The 17029-nt window shown below is 72.6% G+C and carries 19 protein-coding genes; 8 read left to right on the top strand and 11 right to left on the bottom strand.

Annotation, left to right across the window (positions count from 1 at the left end):
- Window positions 1–141: 141 nt before the first annotated feature.
- Window positions 142–348 carry a hypothetical protein gene (locus tag ACFZBD_RS30925; RefSeq protein ID WP_391146060.1) on the top strand — a complete coding sequence of 69 codons (207 nt, stop codon included), beginning with the start codon at window positions 142–144 and terminating at the stop codon, window positions 346–348.
- A 173-nt stretch (window positions 349–521) separates the two neighbouring features.
- On the opposite strand, the gene ACFZBD_RS30920 is transcribed toward ACFZBD_RS30925, so the two are convergent.
- From ACFZBD_RS30920 to ACFZBD_RS30910, 3 genes are all read right to left on the bottom strand, one after another.
- On the bottom strand, window positions 522–1844 hold the full coding sequence (locus ACFZBD_RS30920; RefSeq protein WP_391146058.1) for a DUF2637 domain-containing protein: 1323 nt from the start codon (window positions 1842–1844) through the stop codon (window positions 522–524).
- A 187-nt stretch (window positions 1845–2031) separates the two neighbouring features.
- Complete coding sequence (locus tag ACFZBD_RS30915) at window positions 2032–2760, bottom strand: DUF3558 family protein (RefSeq protein WP_391146055.1); 729 nt, start codon at window positions 2758–2760, stop codon at window positions 2032–2034.
- A 112-nt stretch (window positions 2761–2872) separates the two neighbouring features.
- Window positions 2873–3817: a DUF3558 domain-containing protein gene (locus ACFZBD_RS30910; RefSeq protein WP_391146053.1), complete on the bottom strand. Its 945-nt coding sequence runs from the start codon at window positions 3815–3817 to the stop codon at window positions 2873–2875.
- Window positions 3818–3991: 174 nt separating this feature from the next.
- Between ACFZBD_RS30910 and ACFZBD_RS30905 the strand changes: the two genes are divergently transcribed.
- The gene (locus tag ACFZBD_RS30905; protein WP_391146052.1) at window positions 3992–5185 is read left to right on the top strand and encodes an RtcB family protein; all 1194 of its coding nucleotides are present in this window, start codon (window positions 3992–3994) and stop codon (window positions 5183–5185) included.
- Window positions 5186–5290: 105 nt separating this feature from the next.
- On the opposite strand, the gene ACFZBD_RS30900 is transcribed toward ACFZBD_RS30905, so the two are convergent.
- Window positions 5291–6055 (bottom strand): SDR family NAD(P)-dependent oxidoreductase, encoded by a 765-nt coding sequence (locus tag ACFZBD_RS30900; RefSeq protein WP_391146049.1) that lies wholly within the window; start codon window positions 6053–6055, stop codon window positions 5291–5293.
- An 85-nt stretch (window positions 6056–6140) separates the two neighbouring features.
- Window positions 6141–6476: a YnfA family protein gene (locus ACFZBD_RS30895; protein ID WP_391146045.1), complete on the bottom strand. Its 336-nt coding sequence runs from the start codon at window positions 6474–6476 to the stop codon at window positions 6141–6143.
- Between the two features lie 76 nt (window positions 6477–6552).
- Here ACFZBD_RS30895 and ACFZBD_RS30890 point away from each other — a divergent pair, with 76 nt between their 5' ends.
- A complete protein-coding gene (locus ACFZBD_RS30890; RefSeq protein ID WP_391146043.1) occupies window positions 6553–7272 on the top strand; it encodes a hypothetical protein in 720 nt (239 codons plus the stop codon).
- Between the two features lie 33 nt (window positions 7273–7305).
- Here ACFZBD_RS30890 and ACFZBD_RS30885 read toward each other — a convergent pair whose 3' ends face one another.
- The gene (locus ACFZBD_RS30885; protein WP_391146041.1) at window positions 7306–8712 is read right to left on the bottom strand and encodes an FAD-dependent oxidoreductase; all 1407 of its coding nucleotides are present in this window, start codon (window positions 8710–8712) and stop codon (window positions 7306–7308) included.
- A 164-nt stretch (window positions 8713–8876) separates the two neighbouring features.
- Between ACFZBD_RS30885 and ACFZBD_RS30880 the strand changes: the two genes are divergently transcribed.
- Window positions 8877–9437, top strand: a complete 561-nt coding sequence (locus ACFZBD_RS30880; protein WP_391146038.1) for a TetR family transcriptional regulator — start codon at window positions 8877–8879, stop codon at window positions 9435–9437.
- A 237-nt stretch (window positions 9438–9674) separates the two neighbouring features.
- Here ACFZBD_RS30880 and ACFZBD_RS30875 read toward each other — a convergent pair whose 3' ends face one another.
- On the bottom strand, window positions 9675–10412 hold the full coding sequence (locus ACFZBD_RS30875; protein ID WP_391146036.1) for a Mut7-C RNAse domain-containing protein: 738 nt from the start codon (window positions 10410–10412) through the stop codon (window positions 9675–9677).
- Between the two features lie 183 nt (window positions 10413–10595).
- Between ACFZBD_RS30875 and ACFZBD_RS30870 the strand changes: the two genes are divergently transcribed.
- Window positions 10596–11039: a GNAT family N-acetyltransferase gene (locus ACFZBD_RS30870; protein ID WP_391146034.1), complete on the top strand. Its 444-nt coding sequence runs from the start codon at window positions 10596–10598 to the stop codon at window positions 11037–11039.
- 5 nt (window positions 11040–11044) lie between these two features.
- Here the strand turns inward: ACFZBD_RS30870 and ACFZBD_RS30865 are convergent, their stop codons facing one another.
- Window positions 11045–11578: a GNAT family N-acetyltransferase gene (locus tag ACFZBD_RS30865; RefSeq protein WP_391146032.1), complete on the bottom strand. Its 534-nt coding sequence runs from the start codon at window positions 11576–11578 to the stop codon at window positions 11045–11047.
- Window positions 11579–11719: 141 nt separating this feature from the next.
- Window positions 11720–11965: a hypothetical protein gene (locus ACFZBD_RS30860; RefSeq protein ID WP_391146030.1), complete on the bottom strand. Its 246-nt coding sequence runs from the start codon at window positions 11963–11965 to the stop codon at window positions 11720–11722.
- Between the two features lie 373 nt (window positions 11966–12338).
- Here ACFZBD_RS30860 and ACFZBD_RS30855 point away from each other — a divergent pair, with 373 nt between their 5' ends.
- Entirely contained in the window at window positions 12339–13232 is an 894-nt protein-coding gene (locus ACFZBD_RS30855; protein ID WP_391146028.1) for an ABC transporter substrate-binding protein, read from the top strand.
- 60 nt (window positions 13233–13292) lie between these two features.
- On the opposite strand, the gene ACFZBD_RS30850 is transcribed toward ACFZBD_RS30855, so the two are convergent.
- Window positions 13293–13736 carry a MerR family transcriptional regulator gene (locus tag ACFZBD_RS30850; RefSeq protein WP_391146157.1) on the bottom strand — a complete coding sequence of 148 codons (444 nt, stop codon included), beginning with the start codon at window positions 13734–13736 and terminating at the stop codon, window positions 13293–13295.
- 202 nt (window positions 13737–13938) lie between these two features.
- Window positions 13939–14577, bottom strand: a complete 639-nt coding sequence (locus ACFZBD_RS30845) for a hypothetical protein (RefSeq protein WP_391146026.1) — start codon at window positions 14575–14577, stop codon at window positions 13939–13941.
- Between the two features lie 257 nt (window positions 14578–14834).
- Between ACFZBD_RS30845 and hemL the strand changes: the two genes are divergently transcribed.
- A complete protein-coding gene (hemL, locus tag ACFZBD_RS30840) occupies window positions 14835–16142 on the top strand; it encodes a glutamate-1-semialdehyde 2,1-aminomutase (RefSeq protein WP_391146023.1) in 1308 nt (435 codons plus the stop codon).
- Window positions 16139–16825, top strand: coding sequence for a histidine phosphatase family protein (locus ACFZBD_RS30835; RefSeq protein WP_391146020.1), 687 nt, complete (start codon window positions 16139–16141; stop codon window positions 16823–16825). The genes hemL and ACFZBD_RS30835 overlap by 4 nt, the downstream gene beginning before the upstream one ends.
- Window positions 16826–17029 lie beyond the last annotated feature (204 nt).

Genomic DNA, 17029 nt, shown 5'->3' with positions numbered 1-17029 from the left:
CCGCCGGCGATCGAGAAGGCCGCCGCCCGGATGCCGGGCGGCGGCCTTCCGCGTCACCGCACGCTTCTGCATCCTTCGGATGAGACGCGGTTCGGCCGTGGGCATGACGAGTTCGGGCGGGGCGCGGGAGACCGTGGAGGCATGAAGAACGAAACCATCGCGGTCATCGGCTGGGTCACCCTCGTCCAGGGCGTGCTCGGCGCAGGCGGGCGGATGTTCGGGGACCAGCCCTGGGGGCTGCTCCACAAGTGGTGGGACATCCCGACCGCCGGCTACATCGCCCTCGCGATCGTCGGAGTCGCGATCGCCGCGTGGGGCGAGGTGACGAAGAAGCGTGCCAAGGCCTGACGGCCGGTGACGACCGCCGCGTCCTGCCGGGTTCCGGGCGACGGGCCAGACCGAGGGGCGGCGACCGGCGACCGGCGGATTCCGGACTGCGGGTCCCGGATGGCGGGTTCCGCCCAGCGCGTGAGCGGGCAGCCGGGTTGCCGGTCAGGCAGGTAGCCGGTCAGGCGGCGCGATCAGGCGATGTGGTTCTCCGCCAGTTCCTGCTCCATGCGCTGCCGCAGGCGGGGCATCAACTGGCGCAGCATCGAGGCGCTGCGGGGGTGCTGGACGCCGTACCGGTCGCTCAGCAGTATGTCGAGCTGCTCCACGCTCGGCGGCTGCTGGTTCTCCTCGACGAATGTCCACATCGCCTTGTACGCGACCTCCGCGAACTCCTCCAGCGGCGGATCCGGCTCGACGTACTCCGCGTACTCCTCGAACTGCTCCGGGCCCTCCTGGCGCGGACCCGCCGGCACGTCCTCGGGGCCCTGCGGCACCGCCACGGGCGTCGGCTCCAGGCCCTCGACGTACTGCGGGGCGTAGGCGTTCTCGTACGCCTCCGGGGGAAGCTGCTGGGCCTGGAACCACGGGCTCTCGTGGTTCGCGGCCGCCTGCTCCTGCGCGATCTGCGCGGCTTGGGCCGCCTGTGCCGCCTGCGCGTCCATGCCGCCCTGGGCCGGGAAGCCGCCGCCCTGGCCGGGCGGGCCCTGCGGCGCGCGCACCAGCTCCGGAGTCGGCTGCTGCCCCTGCACCCGAGCCTGGGGCCGGGCCGCGGTCGCGAGCGTCCCCAGGGGGTCGGACGCCGACGGCGCCGCCGGTATCAGCGCCGGCTCCACGCCCGCCGCGGCGAGACCGGCCGCGGCCGTCTCCGCCAGCGGCACGCCGTACTTCGCCAGCCGCAGCGGCATCAGCGCCTCCACCGGCGCCTTGCGCCGCCACGCCCGCCCGAAACGGGCCTGCAGCCGCGCCTGGTAGATCAGCCGGTCCTGCTCCAGCTTGATGACCTGCTCGTACGACCGCAGTTCCCACAGCTTCATCCGGCGCCACAGCCGGAACGTCGGTATCGGGGACAGCAGCCAGCGGGTGAGCCGGACACCCTCCATGTGCTTGTCGGCCGTGATGTCCGCGATGCGGCCCACCGCGTGCCGGGCCGCCTCCACGGCGACCACGAACAGCACCGGGATCACCGCGTGCATGCCGACGCCCAGCGGGTCCGGCCAGGCTGCCGCGCCGTTGAACGCGATCGTCGCCGCCGTCAGGACCCACGCCGTCTGCCGCAGCAGCGGGAACGGGATCCGGATCCAGGTCAGGAGCAGGTCGAGTGCGAGCAGCACACAGATGCCGGCGTCGATGCCGATGGGGAAGAAGTAGGAGAAGTCGCCGAAGCCCTTCTCCACGGCGAGCTCGCGCACGGCGGCGTACGAACCCGCGAAACCGATCCCGGCGATGATCACCGCACCGGCGACCACCACCCCGATCAGAATCTTGTGCGTGCGTGTCAGCTGCACCGCGGCCACCCGCGATCCCCTCCCGTTATTCGACATCTCGCGGGCACAGCGTGGCACATGTGTGCGGAGCCCGGCCCTCGGGGGAGGGCGGGGCTCCGCGGAAACCTGCGTATATGCGGTTGTTCAGGGTGAGTCGGAGGCCGCTCGTCGGCCCTCGCCAGCTCCCTGTCGACCCGTGCCGGCTACGCGTCGGCGGCTACTTGTTGGCCGCCGCGACGGCCGCAACGGCCTCGCGGGACGCCTTCACCGCGCCGTCCAGGATCGTCTTGTCGCTCGGGGTGGCCGACCCGGCGTAACCGGCACCGTTGTACGTGAGCAGCACGACGACGTTGCCCGTCCGCGCCACGATCGAGGCGTACTCGAAGTCCTCGTCCGTCTTGCGCAGTTCGTACGTGACGGCGCTCGCCTCGTCGCCGATGCCGCCGGCGGCCGTCGTCCGCAGCTTCTTGGCGCCCTCGGTGGCCTGGACCTTGGTCAGCTCCTTGGCGAGGTTCTCCTTGGCGCGGTCCTGGCCGCTGCCGAGGGAGTCGTCCGAGTCGTAGCGGTAGAAGGTGATGTCGAGCCAGCGGTACTGCGAGCCCTTCACGCCCTTCTCGTCCAGACCGTTCCACGAGCAGCCGCCGCGGCGGGTGAGGTCCTTGGAGGCGGCCGCCGTGCCGTTCTTGGTCTTCGCCTTGGGCACCAGGGCCGCGGTCGTCTTCGACGAGATCGACTTGCAGAAGTCGGGCAGCTTCGCGTACTTCGCGGGCTCGACCTTCGGCTTCGACGGCGTGGGCTTCGGGGCGGCGGAGGCCGAGCCCTGGCCCTTGTCGGGGGCGGAACCGGAACCGCCGTCGGAGTCCGAGGAGCAGCCGGCGACGACGAGCATCACCGGGACGGCTGCGCAGGCGAGTATGCGGGTGAGTCGCGGGGCTGATCGGTGCATGGTTCCTTCAGTCGCTTGTCGTACGGGTCGGTCGCTTGACGGCCCGGGCGGCGGCCACGGTACGTCGACACGGTACGTGGTCGACGCGGGCTCACGGAGCGCGTCCGGGCGGCTACTCCTCCAGCCGCTCGGCGAGCAGCCGGGCCAGATTCTGGGCCTTTTCCTGCAGCTCCCGGCTGTCCGGCGCCGTCGCGGGGTCGGTCGCCTGCTCCAGGTATTCGACCGTCACGATGACGTTCGATGTGCGGAACACCACGCTCACCGTGCGGTGACGGTCGCTGGATCCGCCGGTGGCGAGGACGTCGTCGAGGAAGGCGATGTCCCCGAGACCGTCCAGGAGGCGGGGCTCCAGCCCGGTGGGGGAGCCGGGGGCGGCCGGTGCTCCCGGAGGCGTGCCGGTGGGCGCGCCCGAGGGGGTGCCTGACGGGGTGCCGGACGGGGTGCCGGCGGGGGTTCCCGCGGGGGGCGTGGGGTTCGTCTTCGGTGTGCCGGCCGTTCCCGGCGTGCCCGCTGGGGCGGGTGCGCTCGCTGTGCCCGGTGTACCGGCAGGGGTCTGCGGGGACGGCTGGGTCTGAGCGGGCTGGGGGAGGTCGGCCGCCGCCTGCTTGCGGTCGAACACCTGCTGCGCACGGTCGTCGTCGCTGATCGCGGGGTCGTAGGAGACCACCCGCTCGATGTCGAGTACGAGGCGGTGCGAGGCGTCCGGGGCGTCGGCCTTCCACGTGCAGCCGACACGGCGGTCGGTGTCGTACGTGACCGTCGCCGCGCCGCGGTACGCCTTGTTCCGCTCCAGCTCGGGGAGTTCCGCGGCGCCCGGCAACAAGTCCTTGAGCGTGGCCGGCGAGACGGCTCGGCAGGGCTCGAAGAGGGTGCGGTACCGGCCCGGGGGTGCGACGGCGGTGACGGGGCCGGCCTTGGAGTCGACGGAGGCGTCGCCGCCGTCGCCGCCCGAGGAGCATCCGGTGAGGCCCGCCCCGATCCCGATCCCGAGTGCGAGCGCGGCCGCCGTGAACGCCGCGGGCCGTGTGCGGCCGGGTCCGTACGCCTGTCGCTGCACGCTCCCAGGCTCCCTTCTCCCGGGGTCGCCCCCGAAAACTGTTTGCCGCCGGATGTCGGCCGATGGACACAATGTGTATCGCACGCACTGCCGTCGTTGCCGGTTCGTCGTCACCTGTACGGGCCTTGGTGCCGGTTTTTGCGTTTTCAGACTTTTCGGGGGAATCGAGGGGCTATGTCGTACGTCGAAGTGCCGGGCGCGAAGGTGCCGATCCGGATGTGGACCGATCCTTCCACGGTGGACGGCGGCGCCATGCAGCAGCTCCACAACACGGCCACGCTGCCGTGGATCAAGGGCCTGGCAGTGATGCCGGACGTGCACTTCGGCAAGGGCGCGACGGTCGGTTCGGTGATCGCGATGCACGGGGCGGTGTGTCCGGCGGCGGTGGGGGTGGACATCGGCTGCGGCATGTCGGCGGTCAAGACCTCGCTGACGGCGAACGACCTGCCGGGGGACCTCTCGCGGCTCCGGTCGAAGATCGAGCAGGCGATTCCGGTGGGGCGGGGGATGCACCGGAACGAGGTGGATCCGAGCCGGCTGTACCAGTTCCCGACGGCGGGGTGGGACGACTTCTGGTCGCGGTTCGACCATGTCGCCGATGCGGTCAAATTCCGTCGTGAACGGGCCGCGATGCAGATGGGAACGCTTGGATCGGGAAATCACTTCATCGAATTCTGTCTTGATTCGACCGGTTCTGTCTGGCTCATGCTGCACTCGGGCTCGCGGAACATCGGCAAGGAGCTCGCCGAACACCACATCGGCGAGGCGCGGAAGCTGCCGCACAATCAGGGGCTGGTCGATCGCGACCTGGCCGTCTTCGTGGCGGACACCCCGCAGATGGCGGCGTACCGCAACGACCTCTTCTGGGCGCAGGAGTACGCGAAGTACAACCGCGCGATCATGATGGCGCTCTTCCAGGAGGTCGTCCGCCGCGAGTTCCGCAAGGCGAGGGTCACCTTCGACCCGGTGATCTCCTGCCACCACAACTACGTGGCGGAGGAGCGGTACGACGGGATGGACCTGCTCGTGACCCGTAAGGGCGCGATCCGTGCGGGGTCCGGCGAGTTCGGGATCATCCCGGGGTCGATGGGCACCGGGTCCTACATCGTGAAGGGCCTCGGGAACGCGGCCTCGTTCAACTCGGCCTCGCACGGCGCCGGCCGGAAGATGAGCCGCAGCGCGGCCAAGCGGCGCTTCTCGACGCGGGACCTGGAGGAGCAGACGCGGGGCGTGGAGTGCCGCAAGGACTCCGGCGTCGTGGACGAGATCCCGGGGGCGTACAAGCCGATCGAGAAGGTCATCGACCAGCAGAAGGACCTGGTCGAGGTCGTCGCCAAGCTGAAGCAGGTCATCTGCGTGAAGGGTTGAGCGGGGACGTCACGAGCGGGGAAGGGGAGGGGCCGGCGCGGTGCGCCGGCCCCTCCCCTTCCGCGTCCCCGATCCTTCCGCCGCGGAGCGGCAGGGCGTCGGGCGTCAGAGCTCGCGGTGGACCTTGGTGTTGGAGGCCTGGGCGCGGGGGCGGACGACCAGGAGGTCGATGTTGACGTGCGGGGGGCGGGTGCAGGCCCAGGTGATGGTGTCGGCGACATCGTCCGCGGTGAGGGGTTCGGCCACGCCCGCGTAGACCTTGGCGGCCTTGTCGGAGTCGCCGCGGAAGCGGGTGGTCGCGAACTCGTCCGTCTTCACCATGCCGGGGGCGACCTCGATGACGCGGACGGGGGTGCCGACGATCTCCAGGCGGAGGGTCTCGGCGAGGACGCGGGCGCCGTTCTTGGCGGCGACGTAGCCCGCGCCGCCTTCGTAGGTGGAGTGGCCCGCGGTGGACGAGAGGACGACGACCGTGCCGTCGCCGCTCGCGGTGAGGGCGGGCAGCAGGGCCTGGGTGATGTTGAGGGTGCCGATGACGTTGACCTCGTACATCCGGCGCCAGTCCTCGGGGTCGCCGGTGGCCACGGGGTCGGCGCCGAGGGCGCCGCCCGCGTTGTTGACCAGGACGGCGATCGTGCGGAACGCGGTCGCGAAGGTGTCGACGGCCGCGCGGTCGGTGACGTCGAGGGCGTAGGCGGTGGCCTGGTGGCCGGCCTCGTTGATCTCGGCGGCGAGGGCCTCGATGCGGTCCTTGCGGCGGGCGGTGAGGACCACGCGGTACCCGGCGGCGGCGAGCTGCCTGGCCGTGGCCGCGCCGATACCGCTGCTCGCTCCGGTGACGACGGCGATAGGGGTACCGGCGGCAGTCATGGCGTGCTCCTCGTGCGTGGGTTCGATGAGGTCGATCGCCTGATCAGGATAGGCGGGGGGTGTCGGGCGCGGCTGCGGGGAGGTGTCAGCGTGCGCGGGGCGCGTACATGATCACGGCCATGCCGACGAGGCAGACGAGGGCCCCGATCACGTCCCACCGATCCGGGCGGTATCCGTCGGCGACCATGCCCCAGGCGATCGAGCCGGCGACGAAGACCCCGCCGTAGGCGGCGAGGATGCGGCCGAACTCGGCGTCGGGCTGGAGGGTGGCCACGAAGCCGTAGACACCGAGGGCGATGACTCCGGCGCCGATCCAGACCCAGCCGCGGTGTTCGCGGACGCCTTGCCAGACGAGCCAGGCGCCGCCGATCTCGAAGAGGGCGGCGAGGCCGAACAGGGCGGCCGAGCGGGCGATGAGCATGGGGTCAGAGTGCCACGAGGACACGCGGGCTGATGGATAGTCAGACCATATGCGGATCTATCGGTATCTTCAGGGCATGAGTGCGAAGCGTGCGGCGTTGCCGGGTGCGGCCCCGGCGGTCCTGGTGGCGGCCTTGGTGGCGGTCTTGGTGGCCTTCGTGGTGGTCGGTGCGGGCGGGACCGCCCGTGCGGTGGCTCCGGTCGCCGGCCCGCTGGTCGGTCCGGTGGCCGGTCCGGTGGTCGGTCCGATGGTCGGTCCGGTGGCCGGGCTGGAGGCCGTCCCGGTCGTCGGTCCGGAGGACGGCCTGGAGGACGGTCCAGAGGGTGGTGTGAGCAGCGTTCCGGACGATGGTTCGGACGGCGGTTCGGGGACTGCTGCCGGCGTCGGCGCCGGCCTCGGTCCGGCGGGTGTGCCCGAGGCGGATCTGGCCCATCACGGTCATGCCTCCCTCTGGGACGGCCGGCTCGGTCTCCGGCTGGTGAGTGAGAACCACGGGCCGGCCCATGTGTCCCAGGCGACCGTGCGGCTCGGTTTCTCGCACCCGCTGGCCGGTGGGCAGCGGCTGCCGGCGTCCTGTCTGTGGGTCAGCGACCGGATCATCGCCTGCCGGACCGGTGAGCTGCGCGCCGCCGGGGCGGTCGGTGAGCTGACGCTCGACCTGCGGACGGCGGGCGCCCCGGACGAGCTGACCGTCGAGGTCGGCACCGTCTGGAGCGACGGAGTCGCCGACCGGAACCCGCGGAACGACCGGCACCGCGTGCTCGTCCTGGCGACGGGCGACCGGTACGTCTTCTGACGCCCGCCGCGGCTCCCCTCGGCGGCTCGGGCCTCAGCCGCTCGCGCCGCCGGTCCAGAAGGCGTACCCGTCGGGCCGGACCAGCAGCGCCGTGCGGCGGGACGGATCGGCCCAGGTGGCCCGTACGAGACGGGACGGCGCGACGGGGGCGGCCGGCGGGAGGGCCGGGCGGGCGGACTCGGGGGCGATCAGGACGAACTCGCCCCGCCGCAGCAGTTCGTAAAGCCTCCCCTCGCGCAGCTCCAGGTCGGGGACGCGCGCTCCCTCCCGGCCGTACCCGATGCCGATGCCGCTGATCATCCCCATCACCTTGGCGGAGGCCGGCCTCACCGCCGTGACCACGCGGGGGACGACGGCGCGGGCGGCGCGCAGCAGCGGGCCCCGGGCCATGGCGAGACGGATGATCGCGCCGCTGCTGCGCAGCACCGCGGCGCCCACCGGGTGCCGTTCGGACTGATAGCTGTCGAGCAGTGCCTCCGGGTCGGGGGCCTCCCCGCGCAGGACGGCGGCGAGCTTCCAGGAGAGGTTGGCGGCGTCCTGGAGGCCGGTGTTCATGCCCTGTCCTCCGGCGGGGGAGTGGACGTGGGCGGCGTCCCCGGCGAGGAAGACACGGCCCACGCGGTAGGCGGGGGCCTGGCGTTCATCACTGTGGAAGCGGGAGATCCAGCGGGCGTCGTGCATCCCGAAGTCGGTGCTGAACGCCTGGCGGGTGAGGGCGCGCATCTCTTCGAGGTCGACGGGGGCGCTGTCCGGGACCTGGCGGGTGCGGTCCCAGCCCATCACGCGGTACCAGCCGTCGCCGAAGGGGGCGATGAAGGCGAAGCTGTCCCCCGAGCCGTTGACCGTGAAGAGCTCCGCCGGTGCCTCGGACAGGCGGACGTCGGCGAGGACGAGGGAGCGGAGTACCGAGGCGCCGGGGAAGGGCAGCCCGAGCGCGGTCCGCACGGAGCTGCGGAAGCCGTCGGTCCCGATCGCGTACCGGGCGCGGAGGGTGGTGGCCGTCCCGTCGGGTCCGGTGACCTCGGCGGTCACGCCGTCGGGGTCCTGGCGCAGGCCGTGCAGCTCGGTGCCGTGGCGGAGGTCCACCGCGGTGTCGCCCGCGCGCCGTTCGAGCAGTCTCTCGACTTCGTACTGCGGGGTGACGAGGAGGTACGGGAAGCGGGTGGGCAGCCGGCCCAGGTCGAGGGTGAGGCGGCGGAAGAGCCGCATCCGGGTGATCCGGCTGCCGGTGGCGACGAGGTCGTCGGCGAGGCCGCGGGCGTCGAGCAGCTCCAGGGTGCGGGCGTGGACGGCGAAGGCGCGGGTCAGGTTGCCGACGCCGGGTGGGCGCCGCTCGATCAGGGTGACGCGCAGTCCGGAGGCGGCGAGGTCGCCGGCGAGGAGCAGGCCGGTGGGGCCGGCTCCGACGACGAGCACGTCCGTGTCCAGCTGGTGATTCATGGCTGCCTCCCAAGGCCGGGAACCGGGGCGCGACGACCCGTCGCCGCGCAGGGCGACCGGACGTAGCCAACGGGCGTAGGCCAACGGCTGTTGGTCAACGCTTGTTGGCAACGCTAGGCTCGACCCTCGCCGGTGTCAACACCCGTAGGCCTACACTTGTGGACATGACGACCGCCCGCCGCTCCGACGCCACCCGCGCCGCGATCCTCGACTCCGCCCGCGAGCGCTTCGCCTCCGACGGGTACGAGCGCGCCACCATCCGGGCCATCGCCCGTGACGCGGGCATCGACCCCTCGATGGTCATGCGCTACTACGGCAACAAGGAGGGGCTCTTCGCGGCCGCGTCCGCGTTCGACCTGCGCCTGCCCGAGCTGGGCGCGCTGCCCGACCGGCACATCGGCGCCGTCCTCGTCACGCACTTCCTGGACCGGTGGGAGCAGGACGAGGCCCTCACCGCGCTGCTCCGGGTCTGCGCCACCAACGCCACCGGCGCCGAGCGCATGCAGACGATCTTCGCCGAGCAGCTCGGCCCGGTGACGCGCGGCGTCTGCCCCGACCCCGCCGAGGCGCCCCGGCGCGCCGCGCTCGTCGCCTCCCAGATCCTCGGCATGGCGCTGACCCGCTACGTGCTGCGACTGCCGCCGGCCGTCGAGCTGTCCCGCGACGAGATCATCGCGTGGCTCGCGCCGACCGTTCAGCGCTACCTGACCGCCGAGGCGCCGTAGGTCGTGTCCGGAAAGTCCCGCCTGGCCCGCGACGCCTGGCACGCACTCCCCCGTAGCCCTTCGGGCACGGGAGGTGCCCCCACGCTGCGTTGTCGGGATCGCCCGAGTACGCCCAGTACGAGGGCGACCCTCCGCCTTGCGATCGCACGCACCAGACGCCGCGGGCCCTGCCCTGCGGGCAGACGGCGCTACTTTCCGGACACGCCCTAGGGATGCCCGCCCCCGTGCCGGCGCCGATCAGCGTGCCGTCGCGCCGCCGAATTCGCGCAGGGCGTCGGTGACGATCGCCTCCAGGCGGGCGTGGTGGGCGCCCCGCCAGTACACCCGCTCGCAGGCCGTGCACCGGGCGAAGACGTCGTACGTCTTCTCCGTGCCCTGCTCCAGACGCTCGCGGACCGAGTCCTTGTCGGCGTCGGTCAGTTCGCCGTTGCAGGCCGTGCAGCGCGTCCACGGCCGCAGGGCCGGAGCGAACCGCTCCAGGACGTCCCGGAGCTGGTCCTCCGGCCGGTCGCTGTACACATAGGCCCCGGCCCACAGCTCCCTGCGCCGCAGCAGGCCGCGGTCACGGGAGAGCATCACCCGTCGCTCCCGCGCGGAGAGCGTGGCGAGCGCGGGGTCGCCGATGTCCTCGCTTTCGTACGCCGCGTCGACCCCGAGGAGCCGCAGCCGCCTGGCCAGCGTCCCGAGGTGGACGTCCAGCAGGAAACGGAGCGGGGCGCCCGGCACCGCCTGGGGGCGGTCGACGCTCTCCACCTCGACCGTCTCGCCCGCCGCCGGGACGTGGGAGACCTCGACCGGAACCCCGTCCACGAACAGCCGCCCCGCCTCCGTGAGCGGAACGCCGAGCGATTCCACGACATGGCCGAGCGTCGAGACGCCGTCGGTCACCACGGTGGTGCGCCCCGGGCGTCGCTCCGCCGAGACGAAGAGCCGCAGGCCGGGGGCGAAGCTGATCTGGATCTCCGGTCCGTTCACGGTGACAGGATGTCACCGGCGCCCGCCTCCGGCCAGGGAATTCCCCCGGGCCGCCTTCCCGGGACCGGCTCCGCGAGCCACCCGCCACCGGCCGTCCGAGCTCCCGTCCCGTACCGCCACCGGCCCTCCGTGCCCCTGCGATACCGCCACCGGCCGGCCGGGCCCCTGCGGTACCGTCCCGGCATGAAGATCGTCGACCTCCCGCCCGGTGACCCGCGTCTGGAGACCGAGCTGCTGCCGGTCCTGCGCGAGCTGCGCCCGCACCTGACCCCGCGGCTCTTCGCCGAGGTGTACGACCGCGGCCACGCCCAGGGGCTGCGCTTCTCCGCCGCCTACGACGACGCGGGCACCTGCGTCGGCGTCGCCGGCTGGCGGATCATGGACACCACCAGCACGCTGCGCAAGCTGTACGTCGACGACCTGGTGACCGCCGCCTCCACGCGCTCCGCCGGCGTCGGCCGCCGCCTCCTCGCCCATCTGGAGGCGCACGCGCGCGTGGAGGGCTGCCACGAGTTCAGCCTCGACTCCGGCACCCACCGCACCGGCGCCCACCGCTTCTACCTCCGCGAGCGCCTCGACATCGTCGCCTTCCACTTCAGCAAAGCCCTGGGCACCCAGGAGGTATAGAGCTCCTAGACGACGGCGCGCAGCTCGAGGCGCCAGTCGTTGCAGCGCATCGGGCGGCCCGGCGGGTACTCGAAGGGCTCCTCGCCGAGCAGTTCGAAGCCGGCCTTGCGGCAGACCGCGTTCGACGGGCCGTTGTCCGTCCCGGGGAAGGCGTGCAGGAAGCGGTACGTGCCCTCGGCCCCGGCGTGCTCGGCCACCGCGCGCGTGGCGGCGGTCGCCGCCCCCCGACCCTGGAACCCGGGCAGGACCGCCCAGCCGGTCTCGTACACCGTCTCCCCGCGCCACTCCTTCTTCCAGAAGCCGATGCCGCCGACCGCGACCTCCTCGGGGAGCAGCACGATCCGGAACATCCGCCCCGCGCCGGTGGTGTCGGCGCTCAGATCGACGTACCGCCGGTGCCGCGTGACCAGCGCCTCCTCCGTCTCGGGGCCGCCGAGATGCTCCATCAACTCCGGCGCGTTCATGGCGCGCAGCAGCCCGAAGTCGGAGGCGGCCCACGGCTCGAGGCGTACGGGTGAGGCGGGAAGGTCCGGATCCATGCCGGGACTCTAGGCCGTCTCCGGAACTTTTCGCCAGGGGCGACCGAGCGGACCCGGACGGCGACCGAGCGGACCCGGACGAGCGCACCCGGGCGGCCTGGGCCGGCAGCCGACCGTGTCGCCCGGGGTCCCGTCGGATGATCAGCGCAGTCGGCCCGCCGAGCCCAGGGAGAGGCGCGAGACGACCTGGCCGAAGGCGTCCTCCTCGGCGGCGGTGAGCGGAATCGTCTCCCTCGGGTGCCAGACCCGGTCCAGGGGCGCCCCCGCCCGGGCGCGGCGGGCGCGGAAGCGGAGACCGGCGGAGACCCCCACCACCGCCGACACGGCGAGCAGGCCGAGGAACGGGATCAGACGACGGTCCGGGAAGGGGCCGGGGGATGGCGACATGGCTGACTCCAGGGCGAGAAGGCCGGTACGCCGACGCGCCACGGCCCGTGAACCGTGCGGGCGGAGCGGGCGCAGGACCGGTACGCGGCGGCGAACAGGCCACGCGGTCGTACGCACGTCACGTCGTCGTACGGACACATCGTCGTACGGACAAGGCCGTCACGGCCACGTCGTACGGACACGCGGCCGTACGGGCCCGCGCGCCCGCGCGAGGCTCTTCCTCCCGCTTCCTCCCGACTCGTTCAGTAAACACCCGCCCCACGGCTTTCGAACAGGCCCCGCGGGCATCGCGGGAGGCGCCCTTGTGCCGGTGGGGGAAGCGCTCCAAGGTGGCGGGAGAAAGGGAGAATTCCGGCCGGGAGGGAGCGACCGCATGTCGGACGCACGGGTGTGGGAGTTCGTGGACGACAGAGGCGCGGCGGTGACGGCCGCGCGCAGGCCCCAGCGGGTGGCGGCCTACATACGGGCGGGGGCGGCGCTGCGGGACCTCGGGGTGACGCCGGTGGCGGTGTACGGCTCCGGGCACGACGGGGCCGTACCGGATCCGGTCAAGGGGGGCGACCTGACGGCGGCCGGTGTGCCGTACCTGGGTCCCGGGCGGAGCCTGGACGAGGAGGCGCTGCGGAGGCTGCGCCCGGACCTGCTGGTCGACGTGACGTACGACGGGAAGAGCGCCTACGCGCTGGACGAGGCGGTCGCGGAGCGGCTCGGGGTGCCGTTGGTCGCGTTGTCCGTGGGCAACGAGCCGGGACTGGCGGCGATCATCGGGCGCTTCGCCGAGCTGGGCGCCGCCCTGGGCGCGGACCGGGAATGCGCGGCGACCGGCCCGGAGGCCGATCCGATGGCGGTGGCCGAGAGCGCCGTGCGGGCCGCCGTCGCCGAGGGCGGGGCGGAGGTCGCCGTCGTCGCGCTCTCCGGCGCGGGGCCCGACCAGGTCCATCTGGCGCGTCCGCAGGCCTGGCCCGAGCTGGCGCGCCTCGTCGACCTCGGGGTGCGGCTCCTCGACCCCGGGCCCGGTCCCGGCGCGAACTGGCTCACCGCCGACTGGGAGCACGCCGCACGGCTCGGGCCGGGCCTGGTGCTCTCCGACAGCCGGGCTCACGCCGTCCAGGGCGCCGACCTCCCGCCCGTGGGCCACGCGCGCGTGGCGCCCTGGAACCCGGAGACCCCGCCGAGCCCGGCGGCGTACGCCCGCTTCTTCCACGACCTCGCCGGGGCCCTGCAATCCCGGACGTCCCACCCCGCCCCGGTCTCACGGCCGAACTGAGCCGACCCCACCCGTGGCCCCCTCCGTCTCCTCCGTCCCCTCCGCTCCCGCCTCCCTCGCTCACGCCGTGGCGTCCGCCGCGGTCGCCGCGAGGCGGGAGCGGAGGGAGCCGGCGAACTCCTCGACGTGGGAGAGCTGGGCGCGGAGTTCGGCGACGCGCTCGGTGGCGGCGCGTTCGTAGCGGCGGACCCGGGTGACCAGCACGGACCGGTCCTCGGGGGAGAGCTCACCGTCGGTCCCGGGGCGGTCCGCGGTGAGCCGGTCCATGGCCTGCAGCAGTTCGCGGGTCTCCTCCAGGGTGAAGCCGAGCGGCTTCATCCGGCGGATCACCAGGAGCCGGTCCACGTCGTCTTCGGTGTAGAGCGGGAAGCCGCCCTGCGAAGCGGCCGAGGGGACCACCAGGCCGCTGTCCTCGTACTGGCGGATGGCCCGCAGGGAGAGATCCGTCCGTGCGGCGACCTCTCCGATCTGCATGGGCTCGTCCGCCACGCGCACACCGCGCATACCGCTCACGTCGTCCGTCCTTCCTCGCGCGGGCGCGCGCCACCGGACACGACTCCGCGCACCGCAAACCGTTTTGTCCCACTTCATCACTTATGTGACCGCGAAGTGCGACGCAACGCCTGCGTGTGCGGGGCGCTTGCGCGTGCGAGGCGTCTGGTACGGGGCGGCCCCAGCCGGGCGGGGCGCGGGGTCGGGCCTTCGGTCAGGGCCAGACCAGGCAGTACGGCTGGTGTCCCGCCTCGTGCAGCCGGTGGGAGAAGTCCTGCCACTCGTGCAGCAGCTGGTAGACGTTGAAGGCGTCGCGCGGGCCGCCGCGGTCGGGGACGGTGGACCAGATGAAGGCGGCCGCGCCGACCGATTCCTCGCCGATGCCGCGCAGCGGGTCGACCACGGTCATGGGCAGCTTCACCACGGCGTAGTCGGGGTGCAGGACGACCAGTTCCAGCGGGGGCACCTTGTGCAGGGGCATGCCCTGGATGCCCGTGAGGACCATGGCGGCTATGGTCTCGGGCTTGATCTTCGTGAACATGCCGCCCATGCCCAGCTCGTCGCCGCCGAGCTCCTCGGGGCGCATCGAGATCGGGACGCGGGCCGCCGTGGCGCCGTCGGGTGCGCCGAAGTACTTGTACGTCACCCCCAACCGGCCACTCCCGCTCCCTGACATCGATCCTGTGGAACTCGTCGATCCCGTCGGCCCCAGCGGCCCCATGGATCCTGCCGACCCGGTCGGCCCCGTGGATTCGGCGGTCTCCTCCGTACGCCGTCGCCGGTGCCTCCCCCGCCGGGCAGGCTCGGGACCCAGGTCGTCGGTCCCCTCGCCCAGTCCGCCACCGCGATGCATATCTCCACCCGACTGCTTTTTTAGGCAGCACGACCCCCGCCGCGCAACCCGATCATCGTGTCAGTGACCTCCCCCACGCTCTCGCGGTGAAACACCTGTCCGCAAGAACGTCCGACGCTCTGACACCATGGATTCCGTGAGCCATCCCTATGACGCCCCAGTTTCGCAGACCCGGAGGAGCGACGCCTCGGCGTAGCGCACAGGGAGCCCACGCCTTCCCTCCGTACTCGCAGCCGTACTCGCAGGTCAGGACCACAGTGCCGTATTCATACGAAGCCCCAGTCTCACAGACGCTTTTCGACCGCGCCTCCCTTGTGACGCCCGGCGGCGTGAACTCACCGGTGCGCGCCTTCCGGGCCGTGGGTGGAACGCCCCGGTTCATGGTGTCCGGTACGGGTCCGTACCTCACCGACGCGGACGGTCGGGAGTACGTCGACCTCGTCTGCTCGTGGGGGCCGATGATCCTCGGCCATTCCCACCCCGAGGTGATCGCGGCGGTGCAGGCCGCCGTCGCCCGCGGCACCTCCTTCGGTACGCCGGGGGAGGGCGAGGTCGCGCTCGCCGAGGAGATCGTCGCCCGGATCGAGCCGGTCGAGCAGGTCCGGCTGGTCTCCTCCGGTACGGAGGCGACGATGTCGGCGATCCGGCTCGCCCGCGGCTTCACCGGCCGGGCGAAGGTCGTGAAGTTCGCCGGCTGTTACCACGGTCACGTCGACGCGCTGCTCGCCGCCGCCGGTTCCGGCGTCGCCACCTTCGGCCTGCCCGACACGCCCGGCGTGACGGGAGCCCAGGCCGGGGACACCATCGTCCTGCCGTACAACGACCTGGAGGCGGTCCGGGCCGCGTTCGCCGCGCACCCGGGCGAGATCGCCTGCGTCATCACCGAGGCCTCGCCCGGCAACATGGGCGTCGTCCCGCCGGCGGACGGGTTCAACGCCGGCCTGAAGGGACTGTGCGCCGACAACGGCGCCCTGTACATCTCCGACGAGGTCATGACGGGCTTCCGGACCTCCCGCGCCGGCTGGTACGGCGTGGACGGCGTCGCGCCCGACCTGATGACCTTCGGCAAGGTCATGGGCGGCGGCTTCCCGGCCGCGGCCTTCGGCGGCCGCGCCGACGTGATGGGCCACCTCGCCCCGGCCGGTCCGGTCTACCAGGCCGGCACGCTCTCCGGTAACCCGATCGCGACCGCCGCCGGGCTCGCGCAGCTGCGGCTGCTCGACCAGGCCGCGTACGACACGGTCGACGCGGTGTCGAAGGAGATCCAGGGCCTGGTCACCGACGCGCTCTCCAAGGAGGGCGTGGCGCACCGGTTGCAGACGGCCTCCAACATGTTCTCCGTCTTCTTCACCGCGGACGAGGTGCGGAACTACGACGACGCGAAGACGCAGGAGGCGTTCCGCTTCAACGCGTTCTTCCACTCGATGCTGGCCGACGGGGTGTACCTCCCGCCGTCCGCCTTCGAGTCGTGGTTCGTCTCGACGGCCCACGACGAGCGCGCGGTCGAGCGGATCGCCGCCGCGCTGCCCGCCGCCGCCCGCGCCGCCGCGGAGGCCACCGCATGACCGGCTCCGCGAGTGACATCACCGTCGTCCACCTGGTGCGGCACGGCGAGGTCCACAACCCCGACGGCATCCTCTACGGCCGCCGCGCCGGCTACCACCTGTCCGAGCTGGGGCGGCGGATGGCCGACCGGGTCGCCGACCACCTGGCCGGGCGGGACGTCACCCACGTCGTCGCCTCGCCGCTGGAGCGCGCCCAGGAGACGGCCCAGCCGGTGGCCAAGAGCCACGGCCTGGACCTCGCCACGGACGACCGGCTGGTCGAGGCGGGGAACGTCTTCGAGGGCAAGACCTTCGGCGTCGGAGACGGCGCGCTGCGCAAGCCCGGCAACTGGAAGCACCTCACCAACCCGTTCAAGCCGTCCTGGGGCGAGCCGTACGTCGAGCAGGTCGTCCGGATGATGGGCGCGCTGGACGCGGCGAAGGACGCGGCCCGGGGGCACGAGGCGGTCTGCGTGAGCCACCAGCTGCCGATCTGGATCGTGCGCAGCTTCGTGGAGAAGCGGCGGCTGTGGCACGACCCGCGGCGGCGGCAGTGCACGCTCGCCTCGCTGACCTCGTTCACGTACCAGGGCGACCGGATCGTGTCGGTCGGGTACAGCGAGCCGGCCCGGGATCTCGTACCGCCGCATCTGCTCGCGGGCGCGAAGCCGGTGAAGGGGAAGTCGAAGGCGTTCGGAGCGTAGGCGCGCGACCCGGCCGCCGCCTCGGACTTACGGCTCCCAAGCGCTCGACCCGGCCGCCTCGGGCTCGTCGCCTCGGTGATCCGCGCCATCGGCGCGAGTGTGTTCGAGTTTCGTGCGGTGGGTACACCCCCCAGGGCGATCGGATGACAGGACGTCATCCGGTCGCCCTGAAATTTTTGTGCGAATAACCGGAACCTTCGCGTT

It is taken from the genome of Streptomyces sp. NPDC008121 (assembly GCF_042957155.1).
Taxonomy (GTDB): domain Bacteria; phylum Actinomycetota; class Actinomycetes; order Streptomycetales; family Streptomycetaceae; genus Streptomyces.
The sequence above is the reverse complement of the archived record's forward strand: the minus strand, read 5'-3'. Positions and strand labels throughout refer to the sequence as shown.

Bases quoted from the DNA above. Each gene is read 5' to 3' on its own strand.
- ACFZBD_RS30925 (WP_391146060.1), top strand. From the start codon at position 142: ATGAAGAACGAAACCATCGCGGTCATCGGCTGGGTCACCCTCGTCCAG.
- ACFZBD_RS30915 (WP_391146055.1), bottom strand. From the start codon at position 2,760: ATGCACCGATCAGCCCCGCGACTCACCCGCATACTCGCCTGCGCAGCC.
- ACFZBD_RS30905 (WP_391146052.1), top strand. From the start codon at position 3,992: ATGTCGTACGTCGAAGTGCCGGGCGCGAAGGTGCCGATCCGGATGTGG.
- ACFZBD_RS30900 (WP_391146049.1), bottom strand. From the start codon at position 6,055: ATGACTGCCGCCGGTACCCCTATCGCCGTCGTCACCGGAGCGAGCAGC.
- ACFZBD_RS30895 (WP_391146045.1), bottom strand. From the start codon at position 6,476: ATGCTCATCGCCCGCTCGGCCGCCCTGTTCGGCCTCGCCGCCCTCTTC.
- ACFZBD_RS30890 (WP_391146043.1), top strand. From the start codon at position 6,553: ATGAGTGCGAAGCGTGCGGCGTTGCCGGGTGCGGCCCCGGCGGTCCTG.
- ACFZBD_RS30885 (WP_391146041.1), bottom strand. From the start codon at position 8,712: ATGAATCACCAGCTGGACACGGACGTGCTCGTCGTCGGAGCCGGCCCC.
- ACFZBD_RS30880 (WP_391146038.1), top strand. From the start codon at position 8,877: ATGACGACCGCCCGCCGCTCCGACGCCACCCGCGCCGCGATCCTCGAC.
- ACFZBD_RS30870 (WP_391146034.1), top strand. From the start codon at position 10,596: ATGAAGATCGTCGACCTCCCGCCCGGTGACCCGCGTCTGGAGACCGAG.
- ACFZBD_RS30865 (WP_391146032.1), bottom strand. From the start codon at position 11,578: ATGGATCCGGACCTTCCCGCCTCACCCGTACGCCTCGAGCCGTGGGCC.
- ACFZBD_RS30860 (WP_391146030.1), bottom strand. From the start codon at position 11,965: ATGTCGCCATCCCCCGGCCCCTTCCCGGACCGTCGTCTGATCCCGTTC.
- ACFZBD_RS30855 (WP_391146028.1), top strand. From the start codon at position 12,339: ATGTCGGACGCACGGGTGTGGGAGTTCGTGGACGACAGAGGCGCGGCG.
- ACFZBD_RS30850 (WP_391146157.1), bottom strand. From the start codon at position 13,736: ATGCGCGGTGTGCGCGTGGCGGACGAGCCCATGCAGATCGGAGAGGTC.
- ACFZBD_RS30845 (WP_391146026.1), bottom strand. From the start codon at position 14,577: ATGCATCGCGGTGGCGGACTGGGCGAGGGGACCGACGACCTGGGTCCC.
- ACFZBD_RS30835 (WP_391146020.1), top strand. From the start codon at position 16,139: ATGACCGGCTCCGCGAGTGACATCACCGTCGTCCACCTGGTGCGGCAC.